Origin of the sequence: Pseudomonas fluorescens, assembly GCF_902497745.1 — a bacterium.
Taxonomy (GTDB): Bacteria; Pseudomonadota; Gammaproteobacteria; order Pseudomonadales; family Pseudomonadaceae; genus Aquipseudomonas; species Aquipseudomonas fluorescens_BM.
On record NZ_CABVHJ010000002.1, the window covers coordinates 172,619 to 188,067 of the forward strand.

Below are 15,449 nucleotides of genomic sequence, written 5' to 3' on the forward strand. Positions count from 1 at the left end.
GCCCGCTCCGGCGGGCCTCTTTGTCCCACGTCAAAGCGTGGTGATCTGTCCGTTGCGATCCAGCTCATACACCTTGTTGCCCTGCAATTTCTCCTTTAGCCACCGCTCCGCTTTACCCAGCGGCCGCTGCCGCGCCCATAGCAAATCGACACCAATCTGCCAGTCGGTATGCGGATACGCCGAGAGCTGCAGTTCCACCAGTTCACCCTTGGCCAGTTCACGTTGAATGAGCTGGCGGGGCAGGGTGGCCCAGCCGAGTCCGGCGCGGACCATTTCCAGTAACGCCAGATAGCTTTCCGCTTGCCACAACTGGGTCGAGCGCAGGTATTCGCTGCTCGGCAGTTTGCTCGCGTGGGCACTGAAGGCCAAGCGCCGATGGACGTGCAGGTCGTCGAACGTGACGTTATCGAGTTGCGCCAGTGGATGATCGGGATGGCAGACGTGCAGCATGATCAGTTTGCCCAGTTGCTGGAACGCCAGCTCCTTGGGATAGCCGGGCTGTGAGAACGCCACACCGAGTACCGCTTCGCCGCTGCTGACCAGTTCGCTGACGTCGCCGTAGACCGGATGGCGGATGATCAGGTCGACAAAGGGGAACGCGGCTTCGAAGGCTTTTAGCACTGGCATGATCGGGCCGTACGGCGTTTCAATGGCGAGCGTCAGGCTGGTTTCGACGTTGTCCGCAAGGCAATCGGCGTGGGCTTCGAAGGTCATGCAGCGTTCGAGCACGGCTTCGGCCTGCACCAGCAATTTGTGGCCGCTGGCGGTGAGGGCAGGGCTGCGGTTGCTGCGGTCGAACAGGTCGACGCCGAGGTCGGTTTCGAGGTTGGCAATCGCCGCGCTGATGGTCGATTGGGTCTTGCCCAGTTTGCGCCCGGCGGCGGAGAACGATCCGCTTTTGACCACTTGGACGAACATCAACAGTTGATCGAGTGAGAAGCGCAAGCGGTGAACTCCCGGGTCGAGGATGAGGGTACAAAGCAAATAACCAATGCCAGATTCGTGCCATCGAAAAAAGCGATGGTTGCTAATTTGTTTCATCGTAATAAACGTTCAACCATGGCCCCGCGTCAAACGATCTCCGGGGCGGATCTACCCTTCAAACGCCCCTGAGCATGCCCGCGATCTCAACAGATGCCGCACCTTCAGGAGCGTGTGAAATGACTACACAACGCATTCATCCGGTGGACGAGGTTTTGCCACTGCGACAGTTGTTCACGTTTGGCTTGCAGCATGTGCTGGTGATGTACGCGGGAGCGGTGGCGGTGCCGTTGATTCTCGGCAGTGCGATGGGGCTGACTTCGGCGCAGGTGGTATTGCTGATCAACGCCAACCTGTTGACCTCGGGTGTGGCGACGCTGATTCAAACCCTTGGCTTCTGGAAATTCGGCGCGCGGCTGCCGCTGATTCAGGGCTGCTCATTCATTGCCCTGGCGCCGATGATCATGATCGGCAAGGAATTCGGCCTCAGTCAGATTTTCGGTGCGGTGATCGCGGCGGGCTTTATCACCATTGCCCTGGCACCGGTGTTCAGCCGCTTGCTGCGGTTTTTTCCGCCGGTGGTAATTGGCAGCCTGATCACTATTATCGGCATCTCGCTGATGCCTGCGGCGGCAATCTGGCTGGGCGGCGGCAATCCCGATTCTGCGGATTTCGGCAATCCCGCCAACCTGTTGCTGGGCCTGGCCACGGTCAGCGTGACGCTGGTGATCTACGCCAAATGCAAGGGTTTCCTCGGCAACCTCAGCGTGCTCATCGGCTTGTTTGTCGGCAGTCTGATCGCAGCGGCTTGCGGCATGACTCACTTCAATCGGGTCAGCGAAGCCGCGTGGTTTGAGCTGAGTGCGCCGATGGCCTTCGGCGCGCCGGAGTTCGCGCCGGTGCCGATTCTGATCATGACCCTGGCGATGCTGGTGATCATGGCCGAGACCACCGGCAACTGCCTGGCGATCGGCAAACTGACCGGCAAACCGACCACGCAACAAACCCTCGGCAATGCGTTTCGCGCCGATGGGTTGTCGACCATGCTCGGCGGCTTGCTCAACAGCTTTCCTTACAACGCCTTCACCCAGAACACCGGTTTGATTGCGCTCTCCAACGTGAAAAGCCGCTTCGTCGTGGCCGCCGCCGGGGCAATCATGGTGCTGATGGGTTTGTTCCCCAAACTCGGTGCGTTGATCGCCGCAGTGCCGACGCCGGTACTCGGTGGCTGCGCAATCGTGATGTTCGGCATGACCACGGTGGCGGGCATTCAAGAACTGTCGCGGGTGCAATTCGAGGGGACGCGTAACGGCATCATCGTCGCCGTATCGGTAAGTGTCGGCGTGCTGCCGATGTCCTTTCCGGCGCTGTTCGAATACGTCGGCCCGACCCTGAAACTGGTGCTCGACAGCGGGATTTTCCTCGGCGCGATCACCGCCATCGTCCTCAACATCCTGCTCAACAACGATAAAAAATCCACTGAAACCATCGGCGCTGAACTGGCCGACTGACCTTTGTTTTCCACTGCCCAGGAGTTACCCATGAATCAATTCACTCAGCTCATCCCGGCCGGCGTCAGCGAGCTTGATCTGACCTTGCTGCGCCAGACCATCGCCTTGTCCGAGGCATCGAAACAACGCGGCCGCCATCCATTCGCGGCATTGGTGGCCGATCGCAACGGCAAGGTGATTGTCGAAGCGGGGAACAACTCGATGCCGCCGGAAGGTGATCCAACTCAGCATGCGGAGTTGGTGGCGGCCGCCGCAGCGGCCAAGCTGCTGTCACCGCAAGAGCTGGAACTGTGCACGCTGTACACCAGCGCCGAACCTTGCTGCATGTGTGCCGGCGCGGTGTACTGGACGGGGATCGGGCGGGTGGTTTATGCCTTGTCGGAGCATGCGCTGCTTGGGTTGACGGGCGACCATCCGGAGAACCCGACGTTCTCGCTGCCATGCCGCGAGGTGTTCGCCAAGGGACAGCGCAAGGTCAGTGTGTTGGGGCCGATGCTGGAGGGCGAGGCGGCTGAGCCGCACAAGGGTTTTTGGTCGTAACCAGCTTTGCAGCGAAGCTCGAATGGTGTGAGGTTGTGCTATCCAGAGACGTAAGAGCACTTGTTCGCCGAGAGGGAGAAGGTGCGAAGTTTGGAACTGCCAGCCCTCGGCCGATGCCGAATGAGTAACCAGAACGAGGGCAAAGCAATGACTGAAGAAACAGCACAATTTCCAGAGGAAGAAGTACCGGATCAATCGACGCCGGCGCATTCCACAGAGGAAGAGCAAAAGCGCCTCAAGGATTTTAACAAGGAAGGCATCCCGCCCGGCAGCTGCTGATGGGTAGGCACTGGCTCGGGCCACGTACCTTCGGCGCGTCGCTTTGCGACGCGCCATGAGGCGTTGGCCCGTGCCAGTGCGGCCATCGGCGGGGATTTCAAGCGTGTGTGTCAACGCTGAGTGTCATTTGGATCAATGTTGCCTGCAGCGCGTGGAGGTTGCCAGCGCATACAGAAATCTGATTTTGAATCTCGACTGTTCTTTGAGCCTTCTCTTCTTCTGGCATATTCATTCTTTCGGTTTTAGCCAGCTCTGCTTTGCGAGTTGCAAGTTGCTGCTGTATCTCGGCAATTTGTTTTTTTATGAGCTCGACTGCACTAATAGGCTGTTTGACCGTATTAACACCTTCTTCGCTGGAATCAATTCTAATCTTGTCGTCGCTTGTGGTTTTCTTCGTAAGTGATAGACGGTTTTGCGAATCTGATTTTATGTGTTGGTTGTTCTCTGGTTTTTTCTTATCGATGGTTACGCTAATTGCGCTGATTTTTGGCATGGCTAATTCTCTTGGCTTTCTCGCCTATAGGGCGTTGGGGCTATTGATCTCACACGGTTGCGCGTGAATGCTCACTACGCCTTTTATGGTAATGAGCCTTCTGCGTGTGGATATAGGAATTGTCTTGTTTTTGTGCGCCATGGCTAGACGCGCAGAAACGACAAGGCTCTGAATAAATCAGAGCCTTGATGTTGAAGATTGACGAATTGAACGTGTTATTTCGATGTGTCTACGCTGGTAGAGCAAGAAAGCCGGTAATGCTCATAATTCAAATCCTTCAGTCTTTCTGGAAGCTTGTAAGGGGCGGGGCAACTTTTACCCTGCCACTTGATTGTGATGATGCCTTGATCTTTGGTAACAAGCGCTAACGCCTTGCCGGTGGGGTCGGAAAGTGCCAGTTGTTTACCATCGGCATCCATCAATACCGCTCCGAATGGGAGGGGGTTGCCCTCGGCATCGTAGAGTTCGAACTGGATCCGTCGACCTTTGCTGTCCTCGAAGCGCGCGAGCACTATTGAACCTCGTCTCGGTACGAGTTGTTGAGTGGCGTTGTCCAGTTCTATGTCACCGCCGAGATTTCGTGTGTCCAGTGTCACCCAATTCACGCGATAGGGCTGTGCGTTTGGAAGGACGGCATAGCCGTTGAGGCCGGTTTTCACGCCGGAGTAGCTGCTGACTTCTACCCCTGACATGCCAGGCACTTCCACCATTGCGAATGTTTCGCCGACGGTCTGGCCCATGTTGATTCCCCCCGCGTGGGCCACGATCGATCCGGCCGCGCTCAGGTTCTGTGATTCATAACCGCTGCCTCGGCTGTAGCCCAATCCCAGATCACCCATCGCTGTACGGGTACTCAGGCTAAGCGAGCCGGAGCGATCACCTTGCACACTGCGCCCGGTCTGTACGGAGTAGTAGGTGTCACTGTCTTCAGTCAGATAACCATTGATCCCGGCTTGCGTACTGGTGCCGGTGTTTTGATGATTGCTGGAAATATAGGCGCGAGGCGCGCGAGGTGTCGATCCGAGCGGGAATGAGATCGAAACGCTCAATTGGGTGTCGTGAGTGGTGTCACCGCGTGCGCCGAACTCCTCGGTTTTACTCAAGCTGATGTTGTAGTTCAGGTCGCGCCAATTGTTGTTGTAACCGGCGGAGAAGCTGCGCGAGCCACCGCGATCCCAATAGCGCTGATCACTGGCATTCAAGTACAGCGAGCCGTACTGGCGCGCTTCGCCCAGGGTCTGGTTGACCGTGAGGTCGGTACGGGTTTTGGCGTTACCTGCGCGCCGTGTAGCGCCGGTGCTGGTGTCCTGAACGTGGTCGGTCAGCGTGCGGTAACCCTCGGTGGAATAACGATAGGCGGCGAGGGTGAAGCTGGTATCGGTGCCGGTGAAGGTCTTTGCATAGAGCGCGCGCACGCTGCTGCCCTGGGTCGTTTTACCGAACGCCTTGCTGGACGATTGCGTGACGTCCAGCGACATCGCGCCAATCGAAGTGTTCTTCGCCGCACCGACGGAAAGCGCCTTGAAACCATTGCTGGCCTGAATGCCGGCAATGCCTGTCAGGTTGCTGGTCAAGCCGTAGGCGAAAGTGCCGCCCAGGAAGGCCGGTTTGTCGTAGCCCTCGCTGTTGTTGTTGAATTTGCCGCTCGACAGGCTGTACTTCAACTGTCCCTCACGCACCATCGTCGGCAGGGCGGAGAACGCCTGCCGGGTGACCTTGCGCCGACCATCCGCCTCGACAATGGTGATCTCCAGATCGCCATTGGAGCCCGATGGATAGATATCACTGATCTCGAACGGCCCCGGCGGCACGTTGGTGGTGTAAAGAATGTAGTTATCCTGGCGGACCTCGATCTTCGCATTGGTTTCAGCCACGCCACGAATGATCGGCGCATAGCCGCGCTCGCTGTCTGCACGCATGCCCTCATCAGAGGCCACCTTGACGCCTTGATAGCGCACGCTGTCGAACAGGTCTGAGTCGGAAAAGATTTCACCCGCGCTCAGTTGCCCCTTGATCGCCGTGAGGTCGCGCTGGATGAACGTACGGTTGCTGACAAACCGATTGGGCCGGCCGGTGGCACTGCTCAGGTTGGACTCGTTACGCAAACGCCAGGCACCGAAGTTGATGCCGTTGCGCAGCCCCAGATTATTGGAGATTTGCGTCGAGTAATCGGTTTTGCTGCGGGTGCTGCTCAACTGATAGTTGATGAATCCGGCGGCCACGCCATCGTCCCAAAGCTCTGGGTCAACATAGCCGCGCATGCCGCGTGCCATAGCAACCTGCGGCACGCTGATATTGAGGCGCAGGCGGTTGGCGTCAAAACTGATACTGGCTTGCTCGATCATCGACGCAAGATCGTAGTGATCGGCAGGCCGTTGCTCATCAACCAGACCTTGCTCACGCAGTTTGCGCATGTCCACACCCAGCTGCTGTAACAATTCCAGGGTGATACGTGGCTCGACTTTGCCGTTGAGCGGGTTGGCCGCGAAATCAACGTCGCGACGACCGACCAGCGTGCCGTTGCTGAAAACGTCAACGCGATATCGGCCAGGCAGAACGCTGTTGGCATTCAACAAAGGCTGCAGATCGACCGCCGATGAACCTTCCAGAAACAAGGTATTGAACGCTTCACCCGCTACCGCGGCGGGAGCTTCGGCACCCATGGCGAATCCACAAATGGCCATATTGATGGCAAAGCACAATGGATGCAGGCAGCCCAACGCCGGTTTGTTTTTATGGCGCGCAACGTGATGCTTTACACAACTTGAAGATGTGTGGTGTTGGGAGGAAAACATGCAATTTGCCTTATCAGTCCGTGTTGCTTCAACCGGAGTCCGGAACTCGTAAATAGCTTGTAAATTGGCGGGGTGGGGCGGGGAAGTTATTGGGCGGATGCATCTTTCACGCGCTCGGCATGACTTTCGGTAGCGCTCAGTGGTGCATCGAATCGTTGTTGTGCGCCGTAATCATTAATGGCTGAAAAAGTCAGGTGCGGAGATCCAGGTGGCAACTCTTTCAAGTTGAATGAACGAACTTCGCCGGGAACGATCATCGTCGAATCAATCACCAACTCTGCTTTTTTTCCTGCAGCGACTTTCAGGTCGGCTAGCGATACGTGGTAATTGCTTTGATTTTTAACTTTCAGTACCGACTTGCCAGCTTGCGTGACCAGTTGCCATACCAGTTGCTCCGGCGCTTGCGCGGCGTCACCGGTGAGTCCGTTCGGGCGGAAAAAAACCTTGATGCGCTGACGTACCGCCAGTTGCAGCGTATTGACGTCGGCAGCACTGGCCTGAGGGATTTCCTGCACGTTCAGCCACACCACTGACTCTTTGTCCGCAGGCATGCCGCGGCCTTCATACAGAATCCTCAACAGTTGCTGTTGATTGGGTTCGAGTCGGGCCAGCGGTGGAGTCACCGCAAATGGCGGCGCGCTGCCAGCCGTGTCGCCGGCATCCAGCCACGATTGCGCCAGGATGGTTTGCCCGCCGTTGCGCACGGTGACGTTTGCCTCTTTGTGCGCGCCATCGAAAATGATCCGGGTGGAACTCAAGGAGATGCTGGCGAATGCCGAGTGCGTCATCAACACCCCGGCAAGCCCCAGGCACAGCGGAAAATAGCGACTTAACATAGTTTTCACCGATTGATCTGGTGGGGAAGGACGAGGCACAGCGGCCCCGTCCAGGTATTACGCGCTGCTTATTCGTATTCGAGAACGAACGGCAGAGTGGCGTTACCGGTACCTGCAGTAGCGGTGGTCTTGTCGCCGGTGGTGACGTAAGCGGCTGCGAAGGACAGGGTGCCGTCGCCGCCAGTGGTGCCGTCGCCAGTCAGGCTGGTCTGTACTTTGGCTGTGGCTTCGGAGCTCAGGTCGATCAACTGGCCGTTGCTGTCCAGCAGCGCGATACCTACGCCTTTGGCCGCATCAGTACCTTGCAGCTTGAGAACTTTCTTGCCATCAACCAGGCCCGAACCGCCGTTGACGGTTGGTTTGAACAGCATCGACACCTTGGTGCCGGCGTTGCAGTTCACTTTCAGGTTGAAATCGTTGGCAGCCACGCGACCAGCACCCGGGGCAGAATCGGTGCCCATGTCTTTGATCGATACGCTGCCCATGTCCACAGCGATCATCTTGTCGTTACCCGAAGCGCCATCTACCGAGCACGCGTCGTTGTTGATGACGCCGGTGAAACTGATTTGACCGCTGCCGCCCTTGACGGCTTTAGCGGCTTCTTCTGCAGCCAGTGCGCCAGTGGAGGCAGCCAGTACGGAAAGAGTGAGTACTGCGAAAGCGAACTTTTTCATGTTTATATCCGAAGTTATTGTGAAGTGCTGCATTTGAAATGCCTGGCCATCTTAGGTCGGTGATGGCGGTGGGTCTTTGAGATTTGTCTTAAAGCGTGGCAAGTGCGAGTTATTCAGCAATATCGGAAGTGCGTGTTTATATTTTCAGTCAATTGTATGGCGGACTAAATGAGACAATTCTCAAAGTCGCACGGGCTCTGTCTGGTTAGTATTCGCGGACGCAGAAATTCTCAGTCAATGCAAAGTTTGTGAACGGTCTTTCTGCTTGAAAGATAATTCAGACTTTTTTGCTATTAATGGCTGATAGAAAGAGGTTCCCGGTTTGTGAACACGCTTCGTATATTGGTATTGGAAGATCACGCCTTCCAGCGCACGGCTGCGGTCAGCGCGCTTAATAGTCTGGGTTACAAAAATATCTTTCAGGCAGCTGACGGAAAGGATGCGCTGGCTGTGATCTCCCAGGCAGGAGGTGTGGACGTTGCGTTGTGTGATTTGAGCATGGCCGGGATGGATGGCTTGACCTTTTTGCGCCTGGCGAGAGAGGCCGGATTGATTCGCGCAGTGATCATCTGCAGTTCATTGCCTGAAGACTTGTTGCGCACGGTCGATCGAATTGTCACGTTGCAGGGCCTGGAATTACTCGGCAGTGTCGCAAAGCCGTTGATGGTCGATGTGCTGGCGCCATTGCTGGCTCGCTATCGGCCGCACAGCCAGGTCGATGCCAAACTCGCGGAAAGTCATCTCGATCAGCCTACGGAGAACGAAGTACTGGAAGCGATACGCCGGCAGGAATTTCGCGCGTACTTCCAGCCCAAGTTTCATCTGCGCAGTGGTGAGGTGGATGGCGCCGAGGTACTGGTGCGCTGGCAAAGCCCCAGTCGCGGGCTGCTTTCACCGGGTATGTTTCTGCCAACGATCGAGCGTTGCGGACTGCTCGACGAAATGTTTTTCAGCCTGCTCACGCAAGGGCTGAGTCTGCAGCGTTTTGTGCAGTCCCACGGCAAGCCGTTCAAGCTCGCCTTCAATCTCGACGTCACGCAGATGGCCAACCCGAATCTCGTCGACCGGATCAAGGCGCTGTTGCGCATTCACGGCGCCTCGCCAGCCGGGCTCATATTCGAGCTGACGGAAACCGGTCTGCTGCAGATGCCCGAGATCAGCATGGAAAACATGGTGCGTCTGCGCATGCTCGGCTTCAGCCTGGCGATCGATGATTTCGGTGTCGGCTACTCTTCGCTGGAGCGACTGTGTCAGATGCCGTTCAACGAAATCAAACTCGACGCCGGTTTCGTGCAGAATTTCCAGCAGGCTCGCTACAGTGCGGTTATCCACGGTGCACTGGCCCTGGCGCGCGAGCTGGACATGCGAGTGGTCGCAGAAGGCATTGAAACCGCAGATCAGGTCCATCACCTGGCTCGACTTGGTTGCCAGTGGGGGCAGGGCTTCTTCTATGCTCGACCCATGAATTGGGCGCACCTGGTCGATTGGCGTTTTGAGGGGCAAAAATCGTCCTGGCGCCGGGCAATAGGCACGTCCGACCTTTGATCCGCGCGCGCGGTCTGACTTTTGGGACAAAGCCCTATTTCTTCACGTCTTCAAAACAATCATCATGTGCCGAGAAATCAATCAGATGCACCTGAAAGCTTCGGTGATGCCCGGGATCGGCTGCGGTTGCCAAGTGCTGATGATCCTTCAACCCTCCTCATCATGGAGCTGTTCATGCATTGGTCAGTCGTGAATCCGTTACGCGTTGCCATCCTTGATGATCACTCGCTCATACGTCTGGCGATGAAATCGCGGCTGACGCGCGAAGCCGAGTTCAATGTCGTGGGCGTGTACGCGAGCAGCGCGCAGTTGCTCGCTGGATTGCGCGAGGTCGAAATCGACCTGCTGATACTCGACTACAAGCTGCACGATGGCGAGTTGGACGGGCTTAATCTGATTCGTCTGCTGCGCAAGCAATATCCAGACATGCGCATCCTCGTCTCATCCTCCGAAGAGCGCCCGGCAGTAGTAAACATGGCGATCGGAGCGGGCGTCAGCGGATTCTTCGGCAAGTCCCAGCCAGTCGATGACCTGATCACGGGCATCCGCTGCGCAGCGTCCGGCCAGTTGTACCTGTCGCCGGCAATGGCCTTCGAACTTGATGTGCTGCCTGTATCGGTCGATGAGCCTGCTGGTGCCAATGATGACGGCGCGGCGCACAGCGACGATTTTCTGAGCAATCCTTTGTTGTCGCCGAAGGAGAAAGAAGTCTTGCGCTGCTGCCTTGAGGGCATGGGGGTGACGCAGATCGCTTTGAAGTTCTCGCGCAGTCGCAAAACCATCAGTGGGCAAAAACAGGCCGCTTTCAAAAAGCTTGGCATTCGTGGTGATGCAGAGCTGTTCAAGTTGCAGCACAGCCTGACAGCCGACAACCAGGGATAACTCGCTTATGTTTCATCTGTTGCGCGGTGTTTTGCTCGTCAGTGTGCTTTTCGTATTCGGTAGCGGGTCGTTGTGGGCAGCAGAGCCGCGCACTCTGCAGGTGTTCGGTCGATCGGACTGCAAGGAGGTGCAAGTCGATCTGGGCAATGAAGACTGGAGTTGGCTACGGCAGAAACGCAGCCTCGTATTGGGATCGGCGCTTCCGGATTTTCCGCCCTATGTCATGACCGCAAGCGGTACGCGTTATGAGGGGATTGCCGCCGACATTGCCTGCATTATCGGCCAGGCCTTGCATGTCGAAGTTACCGTCAAGGCTTATCCTGACCGTCGCGACGCCATGGCGGCGCTTGAACGCGGCGACATCGACATGTTGGGCAGCTCCAACAGTTTCGAGTTGATCGACGGCCTCGTCACGCTCAGCAAACCTTATGTCGAAGACGTGCCGGCGATGTTCATGCGCGGCGATGATCGGCGACCGATGCCGGCCAATCTGGCCGGTTTGCGTATTGCGGTTGCCGACGATTACCTGCCATCCAGTCAGTTGCATGGGCTGTATCCCAACGCCGAATTCGTGCTTTTTCCGTCGAACGAGTTGGCACTGGCTGCGCTGGCCTTTGGCAAAGTCGATCTGTTTATGGGCGACACGGTGTCCAGCAATTATCTGATCAACCTCAACTACTTCAACTATGTGCGCCTGCACTCTTTCGTCAAAACGCAAACCAGCGGTTTCAGCTTTGCCCTGCGCCGAGGTAATGATCAATTGCTGCGTCTGATCGACTCGGTCATTGAGTCGATGGGTGAGGGCAAGATAGCCGAAATCTCCAAGCGCTGGTCCGGTGGTGGCGGGGCACTGACACCCAAACGTATCGATCTGACACCCGGCGAAGAACGCTGGCTTGAGCAGCACCCGGTCGCGCGGTTCGTGATCAATGACGATCAGGCGCCATTTGCGTTCTTTGATGGCGATGGCAATTTTGGCGGGATCGGCGCCGATCTGCTGGAGCTGATTCAGCGGCGCACTGGTTTGCAGATCGATGTAGAGCGCACCGACAGCTTTTCCAGCTTGAGCACGCGCCTGCTTGATGGCAGCGCCGATATCTCGTTGCTGACACCAACCGTCTCCCGTGAAGTCGGTATGCGTTTCACCCACCCGTTCCTTGCCAGTCCCTTTGTGATTGTCACCGCCAAGGACGCTGGCGCGCCTTCAAGCCTGCAGGAGCTACGCGGCAAGCGTGTCGCCGTCCCCGAAAGCTCGGCGGAGCGTGAGCTGCTCAAGGATTATCCCGACATTGAAATTGTCGACAGCGAGACCGTGCTGGGCGCTCTGGCTGACGTGAAGGACGGGCGAGCAGACGCGATGATTACCACGTTGCACAGTGCGCGTTACTACATCGCTCACATCTACAGCGACAGTTTGCGCATCTCCAACATCGTCGGCATGAACAAGGGTTTCCTCGCCTTCGCCGCCCGACGCGCCGATACCGAACTGGTCAGCATTCTGAACAAGGCCCTGCTGAGCATTCCACCCGATGAGCTGGACGTGATTCTCAACCGTTGGCGCCCCATCGCTGCGTTCTCGGGCCTGTCATGGCGCGATTACAAGACGTTGATCTACCAGATCAGCGCTGGCGCATTCCTGATCATCCTCGGATCGCTGGCGTGGAATTTCTATATTCGCCGGCAGATCCGCGAGCGCAGTCGGGCAGAGCGCTTGCTCGGCGATCAACTGAAGTTCATGGGGGCGCTGATCAACGGCACGCCGCATCCCATTTACGTTCGCGATCGGGAAGGTCGGCTTGTCACCTGCAATAACAATTATCTGCAGACGTTTGGCCTGTTGGAAAAGGACGTGATTGGCAAGACCGTGCTCGAAAGCGGCAAGCGCAATCGCCAGGAAGCGTTGCAATTTCACGATGACTATCTGCGCGTCATCGAGCGGGACGAACCTTACGAGGTGGATCGCACGCTGCATGTCGGTGATACGCGGCTGATCATTTATCACTGGATTCAGCCTTATCACGACACAACGGGGGAAGTCAGAGGCGTGATCTGCGGCTGGATCGACATCAGCGAACGCCGCGAACTGATCGAGGAGTTGCGTTCGGCGAAAGAGCTGGCCGATGAGTCGAGCCGCGCCAAAACCACATTCCTGGCGACCATGAGCCACGAAATCCGTACGCCGATGAGCGCCGTGATCGGCATGCTTGAACTCACACTCAAGCGCGCCGAGCAGGGCCACTTCGATCGACCGGCGATTGAAGTGGCCTACGACTCGGCCAAAGGCCTGCTGGAGCTGATCGGCGATATCCTCGATGTGGTTCGCATCGAGTCTGGGCATGTCAGTCTTTCGCCCAAACGTGCCAACCTGCGCGAACTGGTCGAATCCGTAGCGCGGGTCTTCGACGGCCTGGCCAGGCAGAAGAGTCTGGTGTTGAAGCTCGATATCGACGCCACTGTCGGCTGTGACGTCCTGGTTGATCCGATGCGCTTCCAGCAGGTGCTCTCGAACCTGGTCGGCAATGCCATCAAGTTTACCGATACCGGGCATGTCAGCGTCTCGATTCGCGGCCAACGCCTTGCTGACGAACGTTTGCAGGTCGACTTGAAAGTCGAGGACACCGGCATCGGCATTTCCAGTGCCGATCTGCAGAACCTGTTCCAGCCGTTTTCGCAAGCCAATCACGGCCCCTCGAACCGGGGCGGTACCGGTCTGGGATTGGCGATTTCACGTTCGCTGTGCGAGTTGATGGGCGGGCGGCTGAACATCACCAGTACGCTGGGCAAAGGCACCTGCCTGGAAGTATCGCTGTTCTTCAATATCCTCAGTCCGCTCGGCGGCAAGGTGCTGCCTGTTTCGGTTGTCCAGGACAAGCCAGTGCCGACGCTGCGGATTCTGGTAGTGGATGACCAGAGTGCCAACCGCCTGTTGCTGACGCAGCAGCTCAGCTTTCTTGGCCAGGCGGTGCGTGACGCTGCCGATGGAGCGCAGGCATTGGCGTTGTGGCGCTCGGAACCGTTCGACATTGTGATCACGGACTGCAACATGCCGGTCATGAACGGCTATGAACTGGCCCGCACCATTCGCCAGGACGAACGCGACAGTGGTGGCGCGCCGTGTATCGTCTTGGGCTTCACAGCCAACGCACAGCCGGAAGAAAAAGTGAAATGCCGAGAGGCGGGGATGGACGACTGTCTGTTCAAACCGATCAGCCTCAGTACCTTGTCGACCATGCTTGCCGGCTGGGAAAAGAATATCGAAACCGAGCCAGTTGAAAGCCCGCCTGCGGCGGGTATCAAGGAGCTGGGATCGATTCGCGAGCGTCTGACCGAGCTCACCGGAGGCGATCTCGACATGATGAAAGAACTGCTGCGCGAGGCGCTGTCGAGTTGCGAGAAGGATCTGGAGGAGCTGCATTCGCTGATACCCGAAAGCGATCCCGGTTTGTTGGCTGACCTGGCACATCGGATCAAGGGCGCAGCGCGCATCGTCGCCGAACATCAGGTCATCGAGGCGTGTAACGACCTTGAGGCCGAGTGCGAAGCGCCGGTCATCGATCCACTGGATATCAATCGCAGCGCGTTGAAGCTTGAGCATGCACAGGCTGATCTGATCAAGAAAATAAAACGGGTCGAGCTGTAACCGTATTGGCACAGGGCCCTGCTGACTGGCCTTGTATTGAAGGGGGACGTTAAAGATCATTTTGCAACGGGCGATACCTTGGTTAATAACCATGGAGTTTCGCGATGATCATTCGACGTCCTTTATTGATTGCCTGTCTTTGCCTGCTGGGTTTTGACACCGTCAGCGCGGCCCAGTCTGCACCGGTGAGCGGAGTGATTCGCTTCAGTGGACGGATTGTCGAGGCAAGTTGCACGGCGAGTGGCACCCGCCATGCTTCTGTCGAGCTGCGTGATTGTCCGCAGGCGAGCACCGGTCAGATGTTCTCGGTGACCAGCGTCAGTGCGGCAGGGCGGAGTGAGCCGCGCCAGCAAGTGTTCGTGAAGATGATTGCCGATACCCACGAGCAGGAAAAATATTACGACCAGCGCCTGCTGCTCACGGACAACAAGGGCCACCCGATAATGACTGGCAATTACGTCGTGACGCTGACGCTGCCTTGATGGACTGAGAAAGAATGAGTTTGCGCCCCTTGTTTCAAGGTTACTGACAACAAGGGGCGTTAATAATGAGAATTGTCTGGTTCGTACACAACCGTCCCGCGCTTCTGGCATTGCGCCGCTCGCCACCGTTGCAAAATCCCTCCTTCCAATAACCTTGAACCAAGCCACGCCGCGCTAGCGCAGGCTTGTCGTCAAGGTGTGCTTTTCGTTCAGCGAATCCTGTGGTTATTTTGAGACAAGTCTCATATCGGACAGGTTGGCCCTTGGTTATTTTCTTGAAAGGAAGAATGGAGCTGCCAAAGGTGTCCGATGTTTCTTGAAAATAACCGAAGTCGATCCTTGCGGATCCTGATCGCCGATAACGACGTGCGGAGAGGCCAGTCGATTGAACAGCAGTTCAACAAGCTGGGCTGTCTCAGCGTCGTGAACGTATGCACCTATCGTGACCTGAGAATACTGACGTATTACTGCCCCCAACGGCTCAGCCTGGTCGTCGTCAATGCCGAGTTGCTCAGCGAGATGGCAATGGATCCGCTCGATTTTTTTGGGGAAAACCCGCTGATTCGTCACCTGCTGATTTTCAACCCCAGTGATGATCATCAGTGGTCGAAGACCTTCTTCAACCCGCATCCGCAACGCTGGATGCGTCTGGTCTCGAAAATCAATCTGCCGCGATTGGCGGATTTTCTGATGCTGGCCGACCCGACGCTCAAGGAACTGGCGGAGCCGGCCTCATCCGATTCCACGCTTCCTTCAGGCGCAAACCGCTAGCTGTTGCGCCTTCCCGCGGT

General features: G+C 57.0%; 13 protein-coding genes. 8 read left to right on the top strand and 5 right to left on the bottom strand.

The window, feature by feature from the left end; all coding sequences use genetic code 11:
* Window positions 1–30: 30 nt before the first annotated feature.
* Window positions 31–945 carry a LysR family transcriptional regulator gene (locus tag F8N44_RS03490; RefSeq protein WP_150649324.1) on the bottom strand — a complete coding sequence of 305 codons (915 nt, stop codon included), beginning with the start codon at window positions 943–945 and terminating at the stop codon, window positions 31–33.
* A gap of 215 nt (window positions 946–1,160) precedes the next feature.
* Here F8N44_RS03490 and F8N44_RS03495 point away from each other — a divergent pair, with 215 nt between their 5' ends.
* From F8N44_RS03495 to F8N44_RS32010, 3 genes are all read left to right on the top strand, one after another.
* Entirely contained in the window at window positions 1,161–2,492 is a 1,332-nt protein-coding gene (locus tag F8N44_RS03495) for a nucleobase:cation symporter-2 family protein (RefSeq protein WP_150649325.1), read from the top strand.
* Window positions 2,493–2,522: 30 nt separating this feature from the next.
* Window positions 2,523–3,032, top strand: a complete 510-nt coding sequence (locus F8N44_RS03500) for a nucleoside deaminase (protein ID WP_008077533.1) — start codon at window positions 2,523–2,525, stop codon at window positions 3,030–3,032.
* Between the two features lie 147 nt (window positions 3,033–3,179).
* Window positions 3,180–3,311 carry a hypothetical protein gene (locus tag F8N44_RS32010; RefSeq protein ID WP_086936038.1) on the top strand — a complete coding sequence of 44 codons (132 nt, stop codon included), beginning with the start codon at window positions 3,180–3,182 and terminating at the stop codon, window positions 3,309–3,311.
* 97 nt (window positions 3,312–3,408) lie between these two features.
* Here the strand turns inward: F8N44_RS32010 and F8N44_RS03505 are convergent, their stop codons facing one another.
* The 4 genes from F8N44_RS03505 to F8N44_RS03520 form a co-directional block, all read right to left on the bottom strand.
* Entirely contained in the window at window positions 3,409–3,804 is a 396-nt protein-coding gene (locus F8N44_RS03505) for a hypothetical protein (RefSeq protein ID WP_150649326.1), read from the bottom strand.
* Window positions 3,805–4,019: 215 nt separating this feature from the next.
* Entirely contained in the window at window positions 4,020–6,488 is a 2,469-nt protein-coding gene (locus tag F8N44_RS03510; RefSeq protein ID WP_412071501.1) for a fimbria/pilus outer membrane usher protein, read from the bottom strand.
* A 197-nt stretch (window positions 6,489–6,685) separates the two neighbouring features.
* Window positions 6,686–7,435, bottom strand: a complete 750-nt coding sequence (locus F8N44_RS03515; protein WP_150649575.1) for a molecular chaperone — start codon at window positions 7,433–7,435, stop codon at window positions 6,686–6,688.
* 68 nt (window positions 7,436–7,503) lie between these two features.
* The gene (locus F8N44_RS03520) at window positions 7,504–8,109 is read right to left on the bottom strand and encodes a fimbrial protein (protein ID WP_077572906.1); all 606 of its coding nucleotides are present in this window, start codon (window positions 8,107–8,109) and stop codon (window positions 7,504–7,506) included.
* Window positions 8,110–8,433: 324 nt separating this feature from the next.
* Between F8N44_RS03520 and F8N44_RS03525 the strand changes: the two genes are divergently transcribed.
* The 5 genes from F8N44_RS03525 to F8N44_RS03545 all read left to right on the top strand — a co-directional run bounded on the left by F8N44_RS03525 (window position 8,434) and on the right by F8N44_RS03545 (window position 15,429).
* Window positions 8,434–9,654, top strand: a complete 1,221-nt coding sequence (locus tag F8N44_RS03525) for an EAL domain-containing protein (RefSeq protein WP_099759161.1) — start codon at window positions 8,434–8,436, stop codon at window positions 9,652–9,654.
* A 174-nt stretch (window positions 9,655–9,828) separates the two neighbouring features.
* Window positions 9,829–10,536, top strand: coding sequence for a response regulator transcription factor (locus F8N44_RS03530; RefSeq protein ID WP_150649576.1), 708 nt, complete (start codon window positions 9,829–9,831; stop codon window positions 10,534–10,536).
* A 7-nt stretch (window positions 10,537–10,543) separates the two neighbouring features.
* Entirely contained in the window at window positions 10,544–14,176 is a 3,633-nt protein-coding gene (locus tag F8N44_RS03535) for a transporter substrate-binding domain-containing protein (RefSeq protein ID WP_150649328.1), read from the top strand.
* A gap of 104 nt (window positions 14,177–14,280) precedes the next feature.
* The gene (locus F8N44_RS03540; RefSeq protein WP_150649329.1) at window positions 14,281–14,658 is read left to right on the top strand and encodes a type 1 fimbrial protein; all 378 of its coding nucleotides are present in this window, start codon (window positions 14,281–14,283) and stop codon (window positions 14,656–14,658) included.
* Window positions 14,659–14,967: 309 nt separating this feature from the next.
* Complete coding sequence (locus F8N44_RS03545) at window positions 14,968–15,429, top strand: hypothetical protein (RefSeq protein WP_150649330.1); 462 nt, start codon at window positions 14,968–14,970, stop codon at window positions 15,427–15,429.
* The last annotated feature ends 20 nt before the right edge of the window (window positions 15,430–15,449 follow it).

Excerpts from the sequence above, each read along its gene's own strand:
- F8N44_RS03495 (WP_150649325.1), top strand. The coding sequence starts at position 1,161 with ATGACTACACAACGCATTCATCCGGTGGACGAGGTTTTGCCACTGCGA.
- F8N44_RS03500 (WP_008077533.1), top strand. The coding sequence starts at position 2,523 with ATGAATCAATTCACTCAGCTCATCCCGGCCGGCGTCAGCGAGCTTGAT.
- F8N44_RS32010 (WP_086936038.1), top strand. The coding sequence starts at position 3,180 with ATGACTGAAGAAACAGCACAATTTCCAGAGGAAGAAGTACCGGATCAA.
- F8N44_RS03505 (WP_150649326.1), bottom strand. The coding sequence starts at position 3,804 with ATGCCAAAAATCAGCGCAATTAGCGTAACCATCGATAAGAAAAAACCA.
- F8N44_RS03510 (WP_412071501.1), bottom strand. The coding sequence starts at position 6,488 with ATGGCCATTTGTGGATTCGCCATGGGTGCCGAAGCTCCCGCCGCGGTA.
- F8N44_RS03515 (WP_150649575.1), bottom strand. The coding sequence starts at position 7,435 with ATGTTAAGTCGCTATTTTCCGCTGTGCCTGGGGCTTGCCGGGGTGTTG.
- F8N44_RS03520 (WP_077572906.1), bottom strand. The coding sequence starts at position 8,109 with ATGAAAAAGTTCGCTTTCGCAGTACTCACTCTTTCCGTACTGGCTGCC.
- F8N44_RS03530 (WP_150649576.1), top strand. The coding sequence starts at position 9,829 with ATGCATTGGTCAGTCGTGAATCCGTTACGCGTTGCCATCCTTGATGAT.
- F8N44_RS03535 (WP_150649328.1), top strand. The coding sequence starts at position 10,544 with ATGTTTCATCTGTTGCGCGGTGTTTTGCTCGTCAGTGTGCTTTTCGTA.
- F8N44_RS03540 (WP_150649329.1), top strand. The coding sequence starts at position 14,281 with ATGATCATTCGACGTCCTTTATTGATTGCCTGTCTTTGCCTGCTGGGT.
- F8N44_RS03545 (WP_150649330.1), top strand. The coding sequence starts at position 14,968 with ATGTTTCTTGAAAATAACCGAAGTCGATCCTTGCGGATCCTGATCGCC.